Below are 20,767 nucleotides of genomic sequence, written 5' to 3'. Positions count from 1 at the left end.
TTATCGGTTATGAAGGTTGAGATGAAAAGTGCTGTCAGGTTCTTTGCAGGCATACTTGTTTGGATGCTGCTCATGCCCTTGTTCGTCCGGGCTCAGGACCCTGTGCTTACCGTTTCGGGCAGCACACAGGTGGAAGTAGGCGAGCAGTTCAGGGTGGTGTACGAACTGAATGCCGAAGGCTCCAACTTTGTCGGGCCTTCGTTCAGGGGTTTTCGTGTGATAACCGGACCGATGGTTTCGACCAGCTCAAGTATTCAAATCGTAGGTGGCAAGGTTGAACGTTTTTCTTCCCAAACTTACACCTATATATTAAGTGCCACGCAGGAGGGCGAATTTACCATCGATCCTGCCAGTGTGGAGGCAGAAGGCAAAACCATCAGGTCGGGTCGTCTCACTGTGAAAGTTGTACCTGCCACCGGCAGAACTCAACGGCAAACCAGCACAGGCTCTGCACCCTCAGGTACCCTCAGCTCGCGCGACCTCTTTTTACGTGCCGTTCCCGACAAACGCTCAGCCGTGGTGGGAGAACAGATCATACTTACCTACCGCCTCTACACCCGTGTGCCACTGGCGAATCTCGAAATAACCCGCCAATCATCCTTTACCGGTTTCTGGAACAAAAATCTGCTTGAAGGCAACGAGATGCCGCAGTCGCGTCAGGTAATCGACGGAGAAGAATATATTGTAGCCGAGGTGCGTAAGGTGGCGCTCTTTCCTCAGAAAACCGGCAAGCTGACCATCGAGCCCATGGAAATCAAATGCGTGGCACAGGTCAGAACAAGTCCATCGCGTCCCACCTTCGATCCTTTCGAAAGCTTCTTCAACGATCCTTTTTTCACCAGAGGCATTCAAAACATTCCGCAAACACTTGTATCAGAAGAGGTTACCATTGACATCTCCCCACATCCCACAAGCGGCAGGCCAGGCTCGTTCAACGGTGCTGTGGGTCAGTTTGGGTTTTCGGCAGCATTAAACACCGAAGAGATCAAAGCCAACGAAGCCATCACCCTGACCTTGAGCGTTTCGGGAAGTGGCAACCTGGAGTTGTTCGACCTGCCCAGACCTGTTTTTCCTCCAGGTTTTGAGGTATTCGAGCCAAAACTAACCACCGACATCAAAACATCAGCCGATGGGGTGTCCGGCACCCGCCGCGCCGAATACCTTGTCATTCCAAGGTTCGAAGGCAATTATCGTATCGAGCCGCTCGAATTCAGTTATTTCGATCCCCGCCGCAAGGAATACATCACCCTGCGCTCGCAAGCCTTCGATATCAGGGTAAACAAAGGCGATGCCAGCGAGTCCGGGTCTGGTGTGGTTTTCAGTTCGCAGGAAAGCATTCAGATGCTCTCGTCCGACATCCGGTACATCCAAAGCTCAGCCGGGCGGCTCCAGCCCATCGACAGTTATTTCTTTGGGTCGTGGCGCTACATCCTGCTCATGGCACTGCTGGCTGCATTATTCGGAGGCGCCCTCTTCTGGCACTATCAAACACAAAAACTCAGGCAAAACCAAAATCTGCTCCGCAACCGAAAAGCCACAGGCGTGGCACGCAAACGGCTTAAGGTGGCCCGACATCTGCTTGGCAAAGGCGATCAGAATGCATTCTATTCGGAAATGTCGCAGGCGCTGTGGGGCTATATATCTGATAAATACGGCATCCCACGCGCAGAGCTGTCCATCGACAATGTGAAGAACTACCTGCTTGCCCGCAACGCACCCGAGGATCTCATCGACCAGCTTGTAGATACCCTGAACCTCTGCGAATACGCCCGTTTTGCACCCGGCGACACCGGCAAAAAAATGGAAGACCTCTATCAGAAAGGAATAGATGTTATCAGCAAGGCCGAAAACCTGATCAAATAAGACATGCCTATGAAAAGGGTAATGCACCTCATCCTGACCTTGATCATCCTCATTCCGCTGCTGGCCACGGGAGCTAAACCGGAGGAACATTTCCGCATTGCTGGCGAACAATATGCCCTGGCCCGGTACGACTCAGCCCTGGTGCACTATCATGCCATACTCGATCAGGGTGTGCATTCAGCCGCACTGTATTACAACATGGGCAACGCATACTATAAACTGCGTAAATACCCTGATGCCATTTTTTACTACGAAAAAGCCCTCAAGCTTGACCCGGGCAACGACGACCTGCGCCACAACCTTCAGCTGGCCAATGCCATGATTGTGGATAAGATCGAACCCATGCCGGTATTCTTTCTCAAACAGTGGTGGAATACATTTTATAATCTGCTTCCCGCCGACACCTGGGCCTGGATATCCATCCTGCTCTTTGGCCTGACGCTATTATGTGTGTGGTTATTCCTTACCTCCAGCCGCATGATCTGGCGCAAAACCGGTTTTTTCGCTGGCCTGCTGATGGCCTTTATGTTCATCGGAAGCTTTGGGCTAGCTTCTCAGAAATACTATTACACCCAAAGAACAAACGAAGCCATAGTTTTTGTGCCGACCATCACCGTAAAAAGCGCCCCCTCAGCATCGGGCGTGGATCTATTCGTGCTGCACGAAGGCACAAAAGTAAGGCTGCTCGAACAATCGGGCGACTGGCAAAAGATCCGCATCGCCAACGGCAGTGTCGGATGGATGCCAGCCGAAACCCTCAGGGGAATCTGAACATGGCGCTGCAACACCACTTAAAATATCTGATCCTTCTGGCTGTTGCAGCTCCCCTGCTTTTTTTGTCCTGTCTCAAATCCAACGAACCCGGCCTACCACTTGAGGTTGTGCGGGTGATCCAGCAAACAGGACACAACAAAGTTGAAATTCTAAAAGCACTGGCTCATTATGTTGAAAGTGAGGATACTGCCGGCCGGAATGCCCTCTACTTTCTGATCAGCAATATGGAAAAGCAATATGCCGTGGCCTACACCCTCATGGACAGTGCAGGTAATGAGCTGAGCTTCAATCCCCTGAGCTACCCCAACTATCAACAGATGATGAAAGCCTGGGACTCGGTTTCGGAAAGCCCTGGCGGACTGATGTTTAAACCCACACGCTACACCCTTGATCGCGACACCATCAAAGCTGAGTTGATACGCAACACCATACAACTGGCGCTCTCGAGCCGCAGGCTGCCATGGGCCGGACATATACCCGACAGCATTTTTCTCCGTTACGTCCTACCCTATCGCGTGGCAAACGAAGACCTCGAAGACTGGCGCAGCCTGCTGGCATCGCACCTTGAGCCCCTGAAAAACACGGCTGATGTGCGCAGCCCGGAAGAGCTGGCAGCACTCGTCAACAACCACATAGAACAAAACTTTACGGAAGACATCCGTCTGATCAAACAGGCCAATGTCACCAAAGCCTCTCAAATTCTGCATGAGCGCATGGCTAGCCCGCGCGATATGGCCATCTTCCGTGTGATGGCGCTACGTAGCCTCGGCATTCCCGCAACCCTCGACTACATTCCCTGGCTGAGCGACAGCCTCCACAGCGTCTGGTTTGCAAGTTATTACACCTCGGAGCACACCTGGAAGCCTTTGCTGCCAGCGACATTCGAAAGGCAGCTGCTAAACGACGACAGCCGAGTGCCCAAGATATACAGGCGCATCTTCCACACAACCGATTCAAGCCTTTTCGCCATAAAAGACCTAAAAAAGACCACGCCCCCTTTTCTGGGACACTTTCATTATCTGGATGTGACGTCATCCTATCTGCAGGTGCGCAACCTGACCTACCACGGCCCGTGCCCGGATGAGTTTATCTACCTGGCCATTCATAACGGAAGAAACTGGAAAGCAGTAGATTGGGCCTTCTGCAAAGGAGATTCCGCAAGCTTCAGGAATATCGGAAACCGGGTGAAGACAGCCTTTGTGTGGCTCGAAAAACTGGATGATGACCACCAGCTGCACCTGCTGCCGCCACGGGGAAAAGCTGATTGAGTATCCCCGAAAGAAACCTTTCATTTACAAACTGTATTTTAAGCAGCACATCTGTCATGTGAAGCACAATTATTTTGTATTGTTCGTTGAACCAAAATAATGCGGTTTGCCCGGCACCAAAGAACCATATCCTGCTATATTTGTGCAGTCAGAGCGCTGAGTCCGGGAAAGGCGTGTTAATTACTGTTAAAATTATTACGCATTTCGGGCTTGTCTGAATAATTATTTGGCGTAACTTGTGCCACTGTTTTAAACCGAAAACCATATACGAAATACCCACAAAACTGCATGATATGAGAAAAGGACTTCTACTCTCTGGTATCCTTTTGATTTTTTGCTTTAACCACCTGATTTCCAATCCTGTTAACGACAACAATCCGGCCTCCGCACCCTTGAGCGACGAGGCTTATCTGCACATGCTTCGCAGCAATCAGCACACTGGCAAGCTCGATCCGGCCCATGTGCTCGAAGCCAGAAATCAGGTGAACCGCATGGTTAGCAACAAAAACCAGACGAATCTGAACTGGACGCCGCTTGGACCGGACAATTATGGTGGCAAGACCAAAGCCATCATTTACGACTCGCGCGACCCGCAGAAAATCACACTGCTGGCAGGCTCGACAGGCGGCGGCATCTGGCGGACGGTAAACGAGGGCGTCACCTGGCAGCCGGTGAGCAGCCTCAACCTCACGGTAAGTTGCATGGTACAGGCCCCCAATGGCGACATCTATGTGGGAACAGGTGATGGCTTTGGCGCCCACCTGCTCACCGGCCTCAACGACATGGCCTACACCACCGGCTTTATGGGCAACGGCATCTGGAAATCGACGGACGGAACCAATTTCACCCAATTGCCCGCCACCGTTCCCCAGCCAAACGACAACAATGCCGCATGGGCTTTCATCAACGAGCTTGCTATCAACAGCAGCGGCCACATATTCGCAGCCACCAATGCGGGTTTGCGCTACAGCACCGACGGCGGCAACAGCTGGCAGATTGCCAAAGACAACAACGGCAACGATCTCAGCCTGAATGCCACCGATGTGCAGGTTGGCTCCGACGGCACCCTGATGGCCGCAGTTGATAACAAGGTGTACATCAGCAAAAATGGAGATCCGCAAGCCTTTGTGCTCCGCTCCACGGCCGAAAGCAACACCCTCCCCACAGCCGACGTATCACGCGTTGAACTTGCTGTAGCCCCTTCCGATCCGAATATCATGTATGCAGTGCTGATCAATTCGTTCGGCATACATCTGGGTATCTATCGCTCCGGCGACAAAGGCGACACATGGAGCGTGATTCTTCCGGCCACTACGAGTGTTAATCCATACAACCAGAGAGGTTTATACAACAACCACATTACGGTGTTCCCCAACGACCCGAACCGCATCATCCTTGGTGGTGTCAATCTTTGGCAAGGAAGGCGCGTGCTCGAGGCCGGCCTCTATGCCTGGGACGTAGTATCGTCGAGTGCTGGCAGCCTTTTCAGTCCGCTTTATGTGCACTTCGGACAGCAAAGAGTTGTTTTCAAACCCGGCAGCAACACCACCTTCTTTGTGGCTACCGATGGTGGGATATTCAAAGGTGAGGTGAACGGTGATTTGTTTAATTATTCGAACGGCAACCGCAATTACATGACTGCCCAGTTCTACACCGTGGCCCCCTCGGGCATCGAAAACAGGGTATTGGGCGGTGCACAAGATCAGGGCACTATCTTCATCTCAGGCGAAGGTAATACTTTTCGTCAGGGCGAAAAGCTTTATACGCCTACCACGTCAGGAGGCTCTTGTGTAGTTTCTACAATCAACCCAAATGCCATTGTCGTTTCGGCCACAGCTGGAAGCATGCAGAGGTCAGAAGACATGGCCTTTACCTTCTCCACGCAGTTCCTGCTTGCTTCAGGATTCGGCAACCCGCAGGCCTTCCGCACACCCATTGCCTTGTGGGAAAGCTTCACCAATGAAAACAGCCGCGACAGCATTACTTTCAAAGCAAAGAGAAACTATTCGCCGGGTGCTCAGGTGAAGGCCAGAAGCACCAATTTCGACCAGCCATTTCTTACCAACCTGCCAGCTGGCGTAGGCCTGAATCAAGGCGATACCATCCGCCTGAAAGATCCCGTTTCGACCAGGTTGTTCATTGCAGTGGCCAACCGTCTCTGGATGACCAAAGAATTCCTGAACTTTGCCAAAACCCCCGAGTGGTTCGAAATCTCCAACAGCACTGTTGGGTTTACCGGCATCCCGCAGTCCATTGCTTACTCAGCCGACGGCAACCATGTGTGGGTAGGCATGCGCGACGGCAAATTGTTCCGCATCTCCAACATTGCGCTGGCTTACAATGCAACACTTGCCAGTGTAACCAGCCCCCAATGCATTGTAGCCACAAGGCAGATGCAACTTTTGGTACCCGGCACCTCCACCCCGGTAAGCCAGGCCATCACTTCCATTTCCGTTGACCCCAAGAATCCAAATAACGTGATGGTTACCCTGGCCAACTATGGCAACGATCATTATGTTTTTGCCACCACCAACGGCCTCGATGGGAACCCCCTGTTTGTGAGCAAGCAGGGCAACCTGCCCAAAATGCCTGTTTACTCGGGTGTGATCGAAATGACCAACAACGGGTTGGCCATCGTTGGTACAGAGATGGGTATTTTCCACACCAACAATCTGTTCGACACCAACCCTGTCTGGTTAGCCGACCAAAACCTGGCCAACATCCCGGTGATGGATCTCAAGCAGCAAATCATCAATAAAACCCCCGACACCTTGCAGCTCATCAACGTGGACACCCTCGTGGTGAACTTCCCCGGAGCTACAAACTATGGTATTCTATATGCTGCCACTTTCGGTCGCGGTCTGATGCGCTGCAACGACTTCCGCATGCCGGTAGGCATAGGCGAACAACAGATTGCTGGCAGTAGCAAAAACTTCCCCGTTTTGGTTTACCCCACACCTGCCAGTGGCTTTGCCCGCGCCGAATTTGAGCTGCCCGCTGAAGCCGAACTCCGCTACAGCATCTTCAATCAGTCGGGCCAACTCATCGAAACACGCCAGCTCGGCAGGATGACACCCGGCAAACAACAAATACGCATCGATTTGAACGGATACCGCAGCGGCAGTTACCTGCTGATGCTCGACGCAGGTCAGCAAAAGTCCACTGTCAAATTCCTGGTTTACTAAGACGCATTATCAGCAATAAAACGAAGTGAAAATGAAGAATATTTACCTCCTTCTCGCACTGATTTCCTGGTTTTCGGCCAGCCTTTCGGCACAGACAAGGATTTATTCCCCTGCCCTGCGCGCACCTGCCAATAACGCCACAGGCCAGATGCCCGACGTGTTGCTCGATTGGGATGCCGTTACAGGTCAGGGCTTTGTTGTCACATACGAGGTGCAGCTTGCCCGCAATGCCGACTTTTCCGACGCCATCACCTTTCCTCCGGTCACTGTCACCGCCCTGCAGATGAACGAACTGCTTTTCAATACGGTTTATTACTGGCGGGTGCGTGCCTCCGATGGCACACTCACTTCCGACTGGTCGGAACCATTTTCATTCCGTGTGACCAATTCTGTTAGCATTACAGGCCCTGCCAACCAGTCGAACCAAATGCCAAACCCGCTCATTACCTGGTCGCCGCTCACCGGAGTGACCCAATATGAAATGCAGGTGGACACGGCCTATTCGTGGGCCAATATGGTTTCGGGTGTGACTGCACAACTCAATGATGTATTTGAGTTGTCGGCCAATCAGGCCTGGGCAGTTGGCAACGGTGGCACCATCCTCCAGTACAATGGCACCAGCTGGACACCTTTGACCAGTGGTACTACCCAAAATCTGAACGACGTATTTTTTGTGGATGCCAACAATGGTTGGGCAGTGGGTCAGGCAGGCACCATTCTTTATTTCAATGGTACGGCATGGGCGCCCCAAACTTCCGGGGTCACTGCAAACCTCAACGGAGTCTTTTTCACTTCCGCAACCAACGGTTATGCTGTTGGTGCCTCTGCAACCGTACTGCGCTGGGATGGAAACAGTTGGTCGCCGGTTAGTTCAGGAATCACCGGAAACGTGACGCTCAATGCAATACATGGTCTAGACGCCAACAACATATGGATTGCAGGTACAGCCGGTAACTTCTCCTATTTTAACGGAACCAGCTGGAGCAATGGCATTATTGCCAACCGCGAAATCACCGGACTTTGGGCTCTGGCGCCTGATAAGATCTGGGCTTCAGCACGCGCCGGACGCATCTTTTATTTCAACGGCCAAAGCTGGGCCGAGCAGGCATCCGGCTCCACCCGCGACCTCTGGGATGTGTGCATGCTCAGCGAAAACAACGGCTTCATCGTTGGCTCCAACGGCACCCTGATTCAATTCAACGGAACAGAATGGGGTGTGATCGCCAGTGGTACCACACAAAACCTGAATGGCATCTACCTTATGGATGCCAATACAGGATTTATTGTCGGAAACTCCGGTGCCATCATCAAGTTCCAGGGTGAAGGTTTCAATAGCCCTTATCTCAAAAGCTTCCCACTTTCCGCCAGCCTTTCAGAATTGAGGCTTGCTAACCTTGCATTTGGCGCCAACCACTATGTGCGCATGCGTGCCAGCCACGCCCAATCTACTTCCGATTGGTCATCGCCAAGGTCGTTCTTTGTCAACGCCAGCCCCACCCTCACCAGCCCGGCCAACAATGCCACAAACATTGCACTGGACACCCTGGTGCGCTGGAGCGCCATGACAGGAATCGTCAATTACACCATTCAGCGTTCGCTCACCCCCGACTTTGCTGATCCCTTCACCTTCGAAAGCTCGACAAACGAATACCGGTTCCAGGGCATGTCGTTCGGGCGCGATTACTACTGGCGGGTGAGGGCGCGCCATGCCGGAGGCAATTCATTCTGGTCGCCGGTGTTCAAGTTTACCACAGCCTCCACCGTCACACCCACTGCGCCTGCAAATAATGCCACCAACGTGATCAGGCTCCCGCGCTTCCAATGGCAACACATTAGGGGAACCGAAAAATATCAACTTCAGTTTGGCACAAGTAACACTTTTGACCCTGCTGTTACCAATACACAAATGCCAACAAGCAGTTCGTTCCAGACCGTCTTCCTGCTGGCACCTCAAACCACCTATTTCTGGCGTGTTCGTGGCATCCAGGGGCTGGATACCACCAACTGGAGCCAGACCTTTTCATTTGTAACCACAAGTGAAACTTCTATTGGTGAAAACCCCTCGGCCAGCATCCGCATCCATCCCAATCCGGGTCAGGGCCTCTTTACTATCAGTGCACCGGGAATGGTTGGTACCATCGAACTGGAGGTGTATAACCTGGTGGGTAAACGTGTTTACCATCAGCCCGCCATCGAAAACAGCCTGCTCGAAAACCAGCGATTCGACCTGCGCAATCTGGGTAAAGGAGTTTACCTGCTCAAGCTCCAAAGCAGCACCGGACAATCAGCGACGCGCAAGCTCATGATAGAGTAAACGACAGAAAATCAATAAAAAAACCTCTGCCCAAAGCAGGGGTTTTTTATTTCCTGAGTTGGTAAACGTAGGCGCCATCACGATTCAGGTCGTAAACCGGAATCTCCCGGGCAACTGCCACAGCTGCAATTGCATCCGACACATGCTTTCGGAGCGAGGCATCCAACAACACCACACGGCCTTCATCAGGCAAAAATGGCCGGAAACGCCTCGCAGCGCGCGTGCCATGATAAAGTAAAAAATCAGCATCAGCCCCGGCGACAGGTTTGGATACATCGCACAAACAGATCAATTGCCCGTCGAAAACTACATAAGACCCCTCCTTAACAAGGAACCCTGTCCGGATCGCATCGCCTGTAGCAAACGTTAAAGGTTTGTTTAAACCAAGTCGGTTCCAGTATTTTTGAAAATGGAAGGCCATTGCACCTTCATCTTGCAGCAGCGCGCTGTCGGCCACAAACACATGATTGCTACCACTCACAAAACTCATGGCCGTGCGGCCTTGTACAGAATACACCACAAAGCCTTGCTGCTTCAGGGTCTGCAGATGCCGGTGGGTGATGCTCCCGATAATAAGCAGCCCCATAAATAACAAAGGGATCAACACACCTGACCACTGCTTGCGAATCAACAATGCCAGCAGGAGAAACATCACCGACAATATCAACAACTCATAATGATTGATATACAGACGTTCCACCACAGCCATTGGCAACGATTCGACCCATTGAATCAGCGCATTCATTGCAAAAATGAGTGCTGAAGTAAGCTTTGCAAGCAACAGGGGAATCCAGGGCAAAGGACTGCTCAACAACATGAGCATGCCCGAGGCAATGATTAAAAAGGATAAAGGTGTGAGAAACAGGTTGCTCAGCCAGAAATAGAATGGAAACTGATTGAAATAATACAACACCATTGGTGTGGTCCCCAACTGGGCAGCAAACGCCACTGAAGTGGCCTCCCATAAATAGGCTGCAATCTTGTTCCTGAAAGTAAGTAACTGTGCAATAGGTTTTTGAAAGATCAGAATGGATGCTACTGCCGCAAACGAAAGCTGAAATCCGATGCTGAACACAGCATTGGGCTCGATAAGCAAAATGAGCAATGCGGCTGCTGCCAGGGTATTGAGTGCATAGCCCTTTCGATGAAGCATCTGGCCTGCCAGAAGAAAACTAATCATGAGCGAGGAACGCATGACCGAGGGCGACAGGCCAGTGATAAAGGCATAAAACCATATGATAATTAGCAAAAGGATACCGCGAATCAGATTTCCCCGCCTGAAGTGTTCCAGGAAGCCAAGCATCAAACTGAATATCAGGAAAATAATGCCTACGTGCAGCCCTGAAACACACAACACATGCATGGCTCCAGCTGCAGTGTACCCTTTACGCAATTCCTGTGAAAGCATCTCGTTGTAGCCCAGCAAAATGGCCGAAGCAACCGCAAATTCGTCTCCCTCAAGTCCATGCTTTTTCATGGAAGTCACAAGGTATCCCCTTGCCCGATATGCCAGTGCATATACCGGATTCTTTTCCACTTGTCCTGTGGGGTGCCATTCGCCATCCTTCAAAAACAGCTGATGCAGCACACCTTTGCGCGCCAGGTGTGTGCTGAAATCGAACTGACCGGGATTGAGCGGGGGCTGAACAGGTTCGGGTTTACCGGTGACGAGGAGCAAAGACCCGTATTCCGGCAACTCATCGGACAGTGGTTTGCGCAGATACAACATGAGCTTCCCGCTTGCCGGCCTGATACCGGAAGTGTCGGCCAAAGCCCTCACTTCAGCCACAACTCTGTAGGTGTTTTTGCGCTCCGAAAGCGGCTCGGTCAGCCTGACCAGCATGGCTCCATTGGTTTCGTAATTGGAAAAATGTTTTGAATTAAGTTCAGGCCGCGCAGCCAATGCAGCCATCAATCCTGCACCTATGTAAAATAGGTGTGTCATCAGGCCCGCAACCCACCGTAGCGAATAATCCTTCAGAAAAAACCAGCTTCCAAACGCCATGACAAGCAATGCAGGCGCAATCCACCAAAACAGGAAAAACATACCCGGCTCCACCTGCCACGAAAGCCATATGCCAAAGGCAAACATGGGCGTGATCCTGAGCAGCGGATATTTCTGCAGATGAATATTCAAGGTGAAAGACAGCTGTCGCAGGCGCTAAGTTAAAAAAGAGCCAGATTTGAGACAAGCCGTGTAAATAAAAAAAGCCGGATTGACCGGCTGATGTACTCCCTAGGGGATTCGAACCCCTGTTACCAGGATGAAAACCTGGCGTCCTAACCCCTAGACGAAGGGAGCGTTCGAAATGTGCTGCAAAATTAATGGTATTTTTCAAAACCACAAAAAAAATCTTAACTCTTGAATCAAATTAACAAATCTTTGCAACTTTGGGCTCACAAAAATCAGGGGGCGCTGCCATTCAAAAGATTTAATGTGCTGAATAGATGCTTGTTGTATCTTGATCAGTGCAGGCGCCACCTTAAAGAACCGGAGTATGAAGCGAAATGTGATACACCTGTTGAGGCAGGCAGCAGAAAAGTTTGCAACAACACCTTATCTGAACGATAAAACCGATGAAGGCTGGAAAGGCATCTCATTTGGCGAGACATTTGCGAAAGCGCAGCAATTTGCCTCTGCCCTTTTGGAGCTCGGTCTGGGTAAGGACGACAAAGTGGCCCTGCTGGCCGAAGGTCGTTCGTCGTGGGTAATTGCTGAATATGGCCTGCTCATGGCCGGATGCATCAACGTGCCGCTGAGCATCAAGCTTCTTCCCGAAGAAATTGTGTTCCGGCTCAGCCATGCCGGATGCAAGGCCATCATCCTTTCAGCCAATACCCTCGAAAAGGCACTGCCTGCCCTGGTCAAACTCGACCATCCCATCCGGGTGATCTATCTGGATGATGCACCTGCGCAACAAAACAGTCTGTTCGAGGCCTCCGGAATACCACTTGAAGAGGTGCTTGTTTTTGGTAAGATGATCGAATCGGGCAAACAAGCACTCGAAAAAAACCTATCCAGTTTGCTGGAATTTGAACAAAACCTCGACGAGAACCAGGTTGTCAACATTTGCTATACCTCCGGCACCACAGGCGACCCGAAAGGCATCATGCTGACCCACCTCAATTATTATGCAAACAGCACCGATGCCATGCAGTATTTTGATGTGAATGAGGGTGACCGTTTGCTGATCATCCTGCCACTCGACCACTCTTTTGCCCACACGGTGGGCATCTATGCCTGCGCCGTGAAGGGACTAAGCATCTTTTTTGTGGACGCCAGAGGAGGCAACAAAAACATTGTGCAAAACATACCCGGCAACCTGAAAGAGGTGAACCCCCACTTTTTGCTCACCGTGCCCACCCTGACCGGCAATTTTATGGCCAAAATGAAAGAGGGCGTTTACGCCAAGGGTGGCCTGATCCGGAGGCTGTTCGATGCAGGTCTGGCAGCAGGTATCGAACAGTATGGCAACGGTTATACGGGCAGAAAAAAACTCAGCTGGCAAAAACGCCTGGCATACAGAATATCCGATAAACTCATCTTTAGTAAGTTGCGTCAGGTTTTTGGAAACAGCATCAGGTTTTGTGTCGGAGGCGGGGCATTGCTCGATCTTTCGCAACAACAATTTTTTGCTGCCATCGGCGTGCCTGTCTATCAAGGATATGGCCTAACCGAGGCATCGCCCATCATTTCGGCCAACACCCCGCAGGTGCACAAGCTGGGCACGTCGGGCAAAGTGATCCCCAATCTGGAATGCATCATCGCCGACGAGCAGGGCCGTCCTTTGCCTACTGGTACGCAGGGCGAGATTGTCATACGCGGCAACAACGTCATGGCAGGCTATTACAAAAACCCGGAAGCCACCGCAAAAACCATACGCAATGGCTGGCTCTACACCGGTGACCTTGGATATTATGACGAAGACGGGTTCCTGGTTGTGGTGGGCCGTCAGAAAGCCCTGCTGATCTCGCCCAATGGCGAAAAATATTCGCCTGAAGGCATTGAGGAGGCCATTATGAGCACTTCGCGCTATTTCAGCCAGGCCATGGTGTACAACGATATGAAGCCTTACACGGTGGCTTTTGTGACTATGGATGACATCCGACGCAACCGCCTGATCCACGACTTTCAGCACGCCGATCCGGCCTTCGTGCTGGAGCAACTGATCAAGGATTTTCATGCTTTTGTTGAACACCCCAACTACAAAGGTCACTTCCCGAAGTACTGGCTGCCAAAAATGTTTGCCATCCTGCCTGAACCGTTTACGGAGCAAAACCTTATGCTCAACTCCACGATGAAAATGGTTCGCCACAAAGTAACAGAATCATACCATCCCCTTCTTGAAATGATGTATAAACCTGATGCAGAATCGCTTACATCAAATCACAATCTGAACCAGATTCGTTTCTTCCTTCAGCATTAGGCAGGCATACACACCAGGCATTCAACCCTGTATCATGCCGGTAATTTTCTGTCCGGCAAGATGCAGGGTTAAACATTTTTTCTGTCCTAACACTTTTTAACATCTCTTAAATTTCTGATAATCTGCAACTTACCATCACATTCATTAATTTTGTTTAACTTTTTTCCGATTTCGCTTGACAAATATCTTTTTGTGTTTAACTTTGTAAGCGTAACATTAAACAAATAATCCCATGACCGCAGTCGAATTTAACTATAACCTTACCGGAATGCAGAAAAGTCTGGAGGTATTTGCCCGTCAGCTCACCGGCAATGATGACGACGCAAAGGACCTTTTGCAGGAAACCTTCCTCAAGGCACTGGTGTACCGCGAGAAGTTTGTGAACAACAACAACTTCAAGGCGTGGGTTTTCACCATCATGAAAAATATTTTCATTAACAACTACCGTCGGAACAAGAAGGCTAAGACCTTTATTGACCAGACTGACAATCTGTATTATATCAATTCGGGAGCCGAGGACACCATGTTCAACCCCCTTTCGGTTATTGCCACCAAAGAGCTTACCCAGGGCATCGAGGAGCTGGACAAAGATTTCCGCAGGGCCTTCGAAATGTACAACGAAGGTTACAAGTACAAGGAAATAGCCGACAAACTCGGACTGACCATCGGCACGGTGAAAAGCCGCATTTTTTACAGCCGCAAAAAACTCATGGAAAACATGAGTGAATACAAACCATAATTTTTTTTGACCTAAGATTTTTTGTTTAACATTAAATCTAATATGTTAAACATTTTTAAGTATCAATTTAATTTCTAACTAATCCCCCACTCCAATGAAAAAACTCTATCTGCTTTCCTTGCTGCTTTTTGCAGCAGTTGCAACCTTCGCACAGACTGCCAGGGTGCAGGTTATCCACAACGCGGCCGATGCTGCCGCTCAAAGCGTGGACGTTTGGCTGAACAACAGCAAGCTCCTCTCGGATTTTGCATTCCGCCAGGCCACGCCATTTGTTGATGCTCCTGCCGGTACGCCCATCACGATCTCGATTCAGCCTCCGGGCAGCACCAGTGCTTCCAACCCGATCTGGTCGCAGACCTATACACTGGAGGCCGGAAACACCTATGTGCTTGTGGCCAATGGCCTTGTAAGTCAGGGAAATTACAATCCATTCAAACCTTTCGACGTGTATGTGAAACCCATGGCCAAGGAAGCTTCTTCTTCGGGAAACACAACTGACGTACTGGTGTTTCACGGAGCAACGGATGCACCCACAGTGGATGTTGTTGAAACTGGCGCCGGAGCAGGCACTGTAATCGACAACATGGCTTATGGACAATTTGCCGGTTACCTGTCGTTGCCCACAGCTGACTATGTATTGGACGTGCGCGACGAGACAGGCACGGTTACTGTGGCCAGATATGCCGCTCCCCTGCAGACCCTTGGTCTTGGTGGTCAGGCACTTACGGTACTGGCATCGGGTTTTCTGAATCCTGCGGACAACAGCAATGGCCCGGCCTTTGGTTTGTATGTGGCCCTGGCCTCCGGTGGCGAGCTCATACCGCTACCTCTTTACACACCTCCCTCAGCAAGGATTCAGGTGATACATAACGCTGCGGATGCTGCGGCTGAGCAGGTGGATGTTTGGATCAACGACTCCAAAGCCGTGGCCAACTTTGCTTTTCGCACGGCAACTCCTTTCGTGGATGTGCCGGGCAACACCCCCCTCACTGTGGCTGTGCAGCCTCCCGGAAGCGGAAGTGCATCAAATCCGCTTTGGTCGCAGACCTTCACGCTCGAACCAGGTAAGTCTTATGTACTGGTGGCCAATGGATTAATCAATCAGAATGCTTACAACCCATTCAAACCATTTGATGTGTACGTCAAACCAGACGCCAAAGAAGCCTCAGCCAGCACCAACACCACTGACGTACTGGTGTTTCACGGAGCAACCGACGCCCCCACAGTAGATGTGGTTGAGGTGGGCGCAGGTGCCGGTACCATTATTGACAACATGGCTTATGGGGCGTTTGCCGGGTACCTCAGCCTGCCAACGGCCGATTACACCCTCGACGTTCGCGATGAAACAGGAACTGTTACCGTTGCCCGCTATCTTGCACCTCTTCAGACACTTGGCTTGGGTGGTCAGGCCCTCACAGTAGTTGCTTCCGGATTTCTGAACCCGGCTGCCAACAACAATGGCCCCGCCTTTGGGCTGTTTGTGGCACTTGCCTCCGGTGGCGACTTGATTCCTCTGCCCTTCGTTTCGCCCAATGCACGCATTCAGGTGATTCACAACGCTGCAGACGCTGCCGCCGCTCAGGTTGATGTGTGGATCAATGAATCCAAGGCCATCAACAGTTTTGCCTTCCGTACAGCCACACCTTTCATCGATGCACCGGCAAATACTCCGCTCACAGTGGCTATCAAACCTGCCGGAAGTACCACCCCGGAGAACCCACTGTGGTCGGAGACCTACACCCTCGAACCCTACAATGCCTACGTGCTGGTTGCCAATGGATTGGTAAACCAAAACGGATACAATCCCTTTAAACCCTTCAACATTTACGTAAAACCCGGAGCCAAAGAAGCTTCGGCCGGTGCCAACACGACTGATGTACTGGTATTTCATGGTTCGACCGATGCACCGGTGGTTGATGTGGTGGAAGTTGGCGTGGGTGCAGGCACAATTATCGACAACTTTGCTTATGGCGAGTTTGCGGGATATCTCAGCCTCCCAACAGCCGATTATGCCCTGGCAGTGAGAGATGAAACCGGAACGGTGACTGTGGCCACTTTTGGCGCGCCACTCCAGACCCTTGGCCTTGGTGGTCAGGCGCTTACCGTGCTCGCCTCAGGCTTCCTGAATCCGGATGCCAACAGCAACGGTCCGGCATTCGGACTTTATGCGGCATTGCCTTCGGGGGGTGCGCTCATTCCCCTGCCGGTGGTTACATCACTTGCAGAAAGAATGGACAACAATCTGAGGTTGTATCCCAACCCGGCGAGTAGCAAGGTTCAGGTGAGCTTCGAATTGCGCAACAACGACCTGGTGAATGCCGAGATCTATAATATTGCCGGCTCGCTGATCAAAACATTGCCGCTTGGCGGATATTCCGAAGGCCCGCACCAGGTGAGCATGGATGTATCCGACCTGAAAGCCGGGGTATATATGCTTCAGCTCAGGACAGCCACCAGCGCTCAGACCCGCAAGCTGTACATAACCAGATAAATACAATTGATTGTTGAACTTCAAAAGCCGGTTTTCAGCCGGCTTTTTTATTTCTGTGTATTCAGCTCTGCCCTCAGGCTGGCAAGTGCCTCGTCGGGGAACCTGAGTGATGCAGCGAAAAGCTCTCTGGCCAGCATTTCGGGGCTGGCCTCTGCTTCCACAGCAGCCAGACTCAGGTGAATGAGCTGGATGATTTCTTCGCGGGCTGCCGAAATCAGCTGCCATGAACGTTCGCTCACATACAGCTGTTGCGAGATGTTGTATTCGAATTCCTCGCGGATATTTTGAAGCATGAGTGCGGCAAGCTGTGCAGCTGTAGCGGCCGAAGTCAGATGACGGTGCACCAGCATGCCCGGTTTGATGCGTTCGACAAGGACAATCAGCCGCTCGGCAGCCTGCACCCTGAGCGGAAACAGTCCAGCCTGGTTATCAGGTGTTTTCTGACTTTCCGGCAGGCGGTTCAACGAAATAATTTGCTGTTCTAATTGGGCCAAACGGTTTGATGCTTCGTTGCGAAAGCGGAATACATACAGGGCCAGGCCGACGGCTGTCAGCAGGGTAAGCCCGGAAATAATGAGGACGATGGTGAGCATGAGGATGTGTTTGCAGTTGTAAAACTAACATTATTGGGGTTTGGTATGAATCACTTCCTGATAAGGTGATAAAATGCCCGTTTACAGCAGGTTTAATTCTTAAATTTGCCCCCTAAATGCATCCTGCATGGAACACCAGGCCATATCGAAGAGGGTCAGGTCGCTCACCGAATCGGCCACCTTGGAATGACCCGCAAGAGCCGCGAGCTGAAAGAGCAAGGAATTGATGTGATCACCCTGAGTATTGGCGAGCCGGATTTCAATACGCCCGAAGCTGTGAAGCAGGCCGGCATCAGGGCAATCGAAGCCAACGACACCCACTATCCACCGGTGCCGGGAACTGCCGCCCTGCGTAAAGCTATTTCTGAAAAACTGCTTCGCGACAACGGGCTGCATTTCAAGCCTTCACAAATCATCGTCTCAAACGGAGCGAAGCAATCTATCATGAATGCTTTTTTCAGTCTGCTCGACGAAGGCGACGAGGTGGTGATTCCTGCTCCGTTTTGGGTATCCTATCCTGAAATGGTCAAACTGGCCTCCGGTGTACCGGTGATCGTTCCATCGGGGGTGGCAACGGATTTTAAAATAAGTCCCGAAGCCCTCGACAAAGCCATTAGCCACCGCACCAAAGCCTTCATTTTCAGTTCGCCCTGCAATCCGAGCGGGTCGGCTTATACCTTTGATGAGTTAAAAGCATTTGCTCAGGTGTTGGCACGGCATCCGCATGTAATGGTGATCAGCGACGAGATCTATGAGCTGATTCGTTTCGAGGGGCGGCATGTCAGTATTGCCGGTTTCGAAGAGCTCGAAGGACGGGTTATTGTGATCAACGGCTTATCGAAAGGATTTGCCATGACAGGCTGGCGGGTAGGCTATATGGCCGGGCCGCAATGGGTGGCCGACGCCTGCAACATTGTGCAGGGACAATATACTTCGGGAAGTTGCACCATTTCGCAGGCTGCTGCACTTGAAGCCCTTCGCACAAGGCCCGAAGACTCGGAAGAGTTGCAGCAAATGCTCCGCGCCTTCGAAAGCCGCCGCAACCTGCTCTACGAAAAACTCAGCGCCATAGAAGGTGTGAAACCTAATTTTCCATCGGGGGCTTTCTACATGTTTCCTGATGTGAGCTGGTATTTTGGAAAATCGGATGGTAAGCGACTGATATCCAATAGCTACGACCTTTGCATCTATCTGCTGGAAGAAGCACATGTTGCCCTTGTGGATGGTGCTGCCTTTGGCAATGCAGAATGCATTCGTTTTTCGTATGCCGCATCGGAAGGGCAGATACGCGAAGCTGTAAACAGAATTGAAAAGGCACTCCAGAAACTACGATGAGTTCAAACAAAACGGAAGCGTTGCCACTCAGGCCTGAACAGGCCACAAGCCTGCTCGATCAGTTTGGCAGGTTGCGCATCCTGGTGATTGGCGATGTGATGCTTGACGCCTATATTTTCGGAAAGGTTGAGCGCATATCCCCCGAGGCGCCTGTGCCGGTGGTATCGGTAAGGGAGCGCACCAGCCGCCTTGGAGGCGCAGCCAATGTGGCCCTTAACCTTCATGCCCTCGGCGCCGAACCGGTGATGATATCTGTGGTTGGAAACGATGTGCGTGGCAGCGAATTCATCGAGCTGTGCGAGCGTTATGGGATGCACACCGGCGGCATCCTGAGGCTCGACGACCGACCTACCACCACCAAATTCAGGATCATCGGAAACAATGTGCAGATGCTGCGCGTGGACGAAGAAACCACCCGGCAGGTGGACACACAGGTTACCACCAGCCTGGTTGAGCGGGTGGCCCGCGAGATAGCCCAAAAAAACGTGGATGCCATTGTTTTTCAGGATTATGACAAAGGCGTCATCGACAACCGGTTGATTGCCGAAGTGGTATCCATGGCCAGGGAACATCATATTCCTGTAGCGGTTGACCCTAAGAAAAGGCACTTTTTGGATTACCGCAAGGTGAGCCTGTTCAAGCCCAACCTCAAAGAATTGCGGGAGGGCATGAATTATACCGAAGAGATCACGATGAGCAACCTTTCACGGGCCGTGGAATTGCTTCAGGAAAAGCTTGAAGCAGATATGGTGATGGTGACCCTTTCCGAAAAAGGCGTGTACATCCGCGAAAGAAATGAAAATGCAGGTCAGGGTCATCATTTGCCGGCCTTTCTGCGCAATATAGCTGATGTTTCGGGAGCCGGCGACACCGTGATCAGCGTGGCAGCCGTTTGTCTGGCGCTGGGGCAGGATGCACGAACCACGGCATTTTTGTCAAATCTGGCCGGCGGGTTGGTATGCGAAGAAGTGGGCGTGGTGCCCGTGGACAAAACAAAACTGCGCAACGAACTGTTGAAGGTGTTGCAATAAATGTTTCCATGACTGAAAAGAAAGTACATATGCCGCCACCTGCGCCCGCTCCGGGCAAAAAAGGTCAGGTGGAGGCCATGTTCGACAACATTGCCCACAAATACGATTTCCTGAACCATTTTCTTTCGGCCAATATCGACAAGTTATGGCGCAGGCGGGTGGTTAAAGCGGTAGCGGAAACCCAGCCATCCAGGGTGCTCGATGTGGCCACCGGCACGGCCGATCTTGCCATTGCCCTGAGCAGGCACAGCAAGGCCAGGATTGTCGGCATTGATATTTCGCGCAAGATGCTCGACGTTGGCGAACAAAAACTGGCGACCAGAAAACTGCACGACCAGATTGAGCTGATACAGGCCGACTCGGAAAATCTACCCTTCGAAGATGGATATTTTGATGCCGTGATGGTGGCTTTCGGGGTGCGTAATTTTGAAGACCTCGACCGCGGATTGCGTGAGATGTTTCGCGTGACCAAAAAAGGTGGCATGGTGGCCGTACTCGAATTTTCGAAACCTAACACCTTTCCCGTCAAGCAATTATACAACTTCTATTTTCGCCATATCCTGCCCGGACTTGGCCGAATCTTCTCGAAAGACAAAGGGGCCTACACCTACCTGCCCGAGTCGGTGATGCTGTTTCCGGAAGGCGAGGCTTTTATGCAGAGGCTGGAGACAGCAGGATATAGCCAGACCCGCCAAAAACGACTCACTTTTGGGATTGCGACCTTTTACAGTGCCGTTAAGGCTTGAT

Annotated in this window: 13 protein-coding genes and 1 tRNA gene; 11 read left to right on the top strand and 3 right to left on the bottom strand. The window is 51.4% G+C overall.

Translation table 11 applies throughout. The annotated features are described in order from the left end of the window. Positions 1-9 precede the first annotated feature (9 nt). The 5 genes from IPM52_13080 (at position 10) to IPM52_13060 (ending at position 9,404) form a co-directional block, all read left to right on the top strand. Positions 10-1,863, top strand: a complete 1,854-nt coding sequence (locus tag IPM52_13080) for a protein BatD (GenBank protein MBK9292539.1) — start codon at positions 10-12, stop codon at positions 1,861-1,863. Positions 1,864-1,872: 9 nt separating this feature from the next. Further along, positions 1,873-2,634 carry a tetratricopeptide repeat protein gene (locus IPM52_13075; GenBank protein ID MBK9292538.1) on the top strand — a complete coding sequence of 254 codons (762 nt, stop codon included), beginning with the start codon at positions 1,873-1,875 and terminating at the stop codon, positions 2,632-2,634. After that, the gene (locus IPM52_13070) at positions 2,601-3,905 is read left to right on the top strand and encodes a hypothetical protein (GenBank protein ID MBK9292537.1); all 1,305 of its coding nucleotides are present in this window, start codon (positions 2,601-2,603) and stop codon (positions 3,903-3,905) included. The genes IPM52_13075 and IPM52_13070 overlap by 34 nt, the downstream gene beginning before the upstream one ends. A 293-nt stretch (positions 3,906-4,198) precedes the next feature. Continuing rightward, complete coding sequence (locus IPM52_13065) at positions 4,199-7,090, top strand: T9SS type A sorting domain-containing protein (GenBank protein ID MBK9292536.1); 2,892 nt, start codon at positions 4,199-4,201, stop codon at positions 7,088-7,090. Between the two features lie 31 nt (positions 7,091-7,121). Continuing rightward, on the top strand, positions 7,122-9,404 hold the full coding sequence (locus tag IPM52_13060) for a T9SS type A sorting domain-containing protein (protein MBK9292535.1): 2,283 nt from the start codon (positions 7,122-7,124) through the stop codon (positions 9,402-9,404). A 46-nt stretch (positions 9,405-9,450) separates the two neighbouring features. Here the strand turns inward: IPM52_13060 and IPM52_13055 are convergent, their stop codons facing one another. Both IPM52_13055 and IPM52_13050 read right to left on the bottom strand, forming a co-directional pair. Then, the gene (locus IPM52_13055; protein ID MBK9292534.1) at positions 9,451-11,541 is read right to left on the bottom strand and encodes a ComEC family competence protein; all 2,091 of its coding nucleotides are present in this window, start codon (positions 11,539-11,541) and stop codon (positions 9,451-9,453) included. 93 nt (positions 11,542-11,634) lie between these two features. Beyond that, positions 11,635-11,706 (bottom strand) — tRNA-Glu (locus IPM52_13050). A gap of 196 nt (positions 11,707-11,902) precedes the next feature. Between IPM52_13050 and IPM52_13045 the strand changes: the two genes are divergently transcribed. The 3 genes from IPM52_13045 to IPM52_13035 all read left to right on the top strand — a co-directional run bounded on the left by IPM52_13045 (position 11,903) and on the right by IPM52_13035 (position 17,061). Continuing rightward, positions 11,903-13,831, top strand: a complete 1,929-nt coding sequence (locus IPM52_13045) for an AMP-binding protein (protein ID MBK9292533.1) — start codon at positions 11,903-11,905, stop codon at positions 13,829-13,831. A gap of 232 nt (positions 13,832-14,063) precedes the next feature. Further along, positions 14,064-14,570 (top strand): RNA polymerase sigma factor, encoded by a 507-nt coding sequence (locus IPM52_13040; GenBank protein MBK9292532.1) that lies wholly within the window; start codon positions 14,064-14,066, stop codon positions 14,568-14,570. A gap of 94 nt (positions 14,571-14,664) precedes the next feature. Next, a complete protein-coding gene (locus tag IPM52_13035; GenBank protein ID MBK9292531.1) occupies positions 14,665-17,061 on the top strand; it encodes a DUF4397 domain-containing protein in 2,397 nt (798 codons plus the stop codon). A gap of 47 nt (positions 17,062-17,108) precedes the next feature. On the opposite strand, the gene IPM52_13030 is transcribed toward IPM52_13035, so the two are convergent. Beyond that, positions 17,109-17,654 (bottom strand): hypothetical protein, encoded by a 546-nt coding sequence (locus IPM52_13030; GenBank protein MBK9292530.1) that lies wholly within the window; start codon positions 17,652-17,654, stop codon positions 17,109-17,111. Positions 17,655-17,840: 186 nt separating this feature from the next. Between IPM52_13030 and IPM52_13025 the strand changes: the two genes are divergently transcribed. The 3 genes from IPM52_13025 to ubiE are packed head-to-tail and all read left to right on the top strand — an operon-like array spanning position 17,841 to position 20,766. Further along, complete coding sequence (locus IPM52_13025; protein ID MBK9292529.1) at positions 17,841-18,989, top strand: pyridoxal phosphate-dependent aminotransferase; 1,149 nt, start codon at positions 17,841-17,843, stop codon at positions 18,987-18,989. Next, on the top strand, positions 18,986-20,020 hold the full coding sequence (locus IPM52_13020; GenBank protein ID MBK9292528.1) for a D-glycero-beta-D-manno-heptose-7-phosphate kinase: 1,035 nt from the start codon (positions 18,986-18,988) through the stop codon (positions 20,018-20,020). Before IPM52_13025 ends, IPM52_13020 begins: the two co-directional genes overlap by 4 nt. A 29-nt stretch (positions 20,021-20,049) precedes the next feature. Then, complete coding sequence (gene ubiE, locus IPM52_13015) at positions 20,050-20,766, top strand: bifunctional demethylmenaquinone methyltransferase/2-methoxy-6-polyprenyl-1,4-benzoquinol methylase UbiE (GenBank protein ID MBK9292527.1); 717 nt, start codon at positions 20,050-20,052, stop codon at positions 20,764-20,766. Position 20,767 lies beyond the last annotated feature (1 nt).

This window comes from Bacteroidota bacterium (assembly GCA_016715945.1).
Lineage (GTDB): Bacteria > Bacteroidota > Bacteroidia > Bacteroidales > F082 > JALNZU01.
Note: the sequence above shows the minus strand (reverse complement) of the source record. Positions and strands in the feature narration are given on the sequence as shown.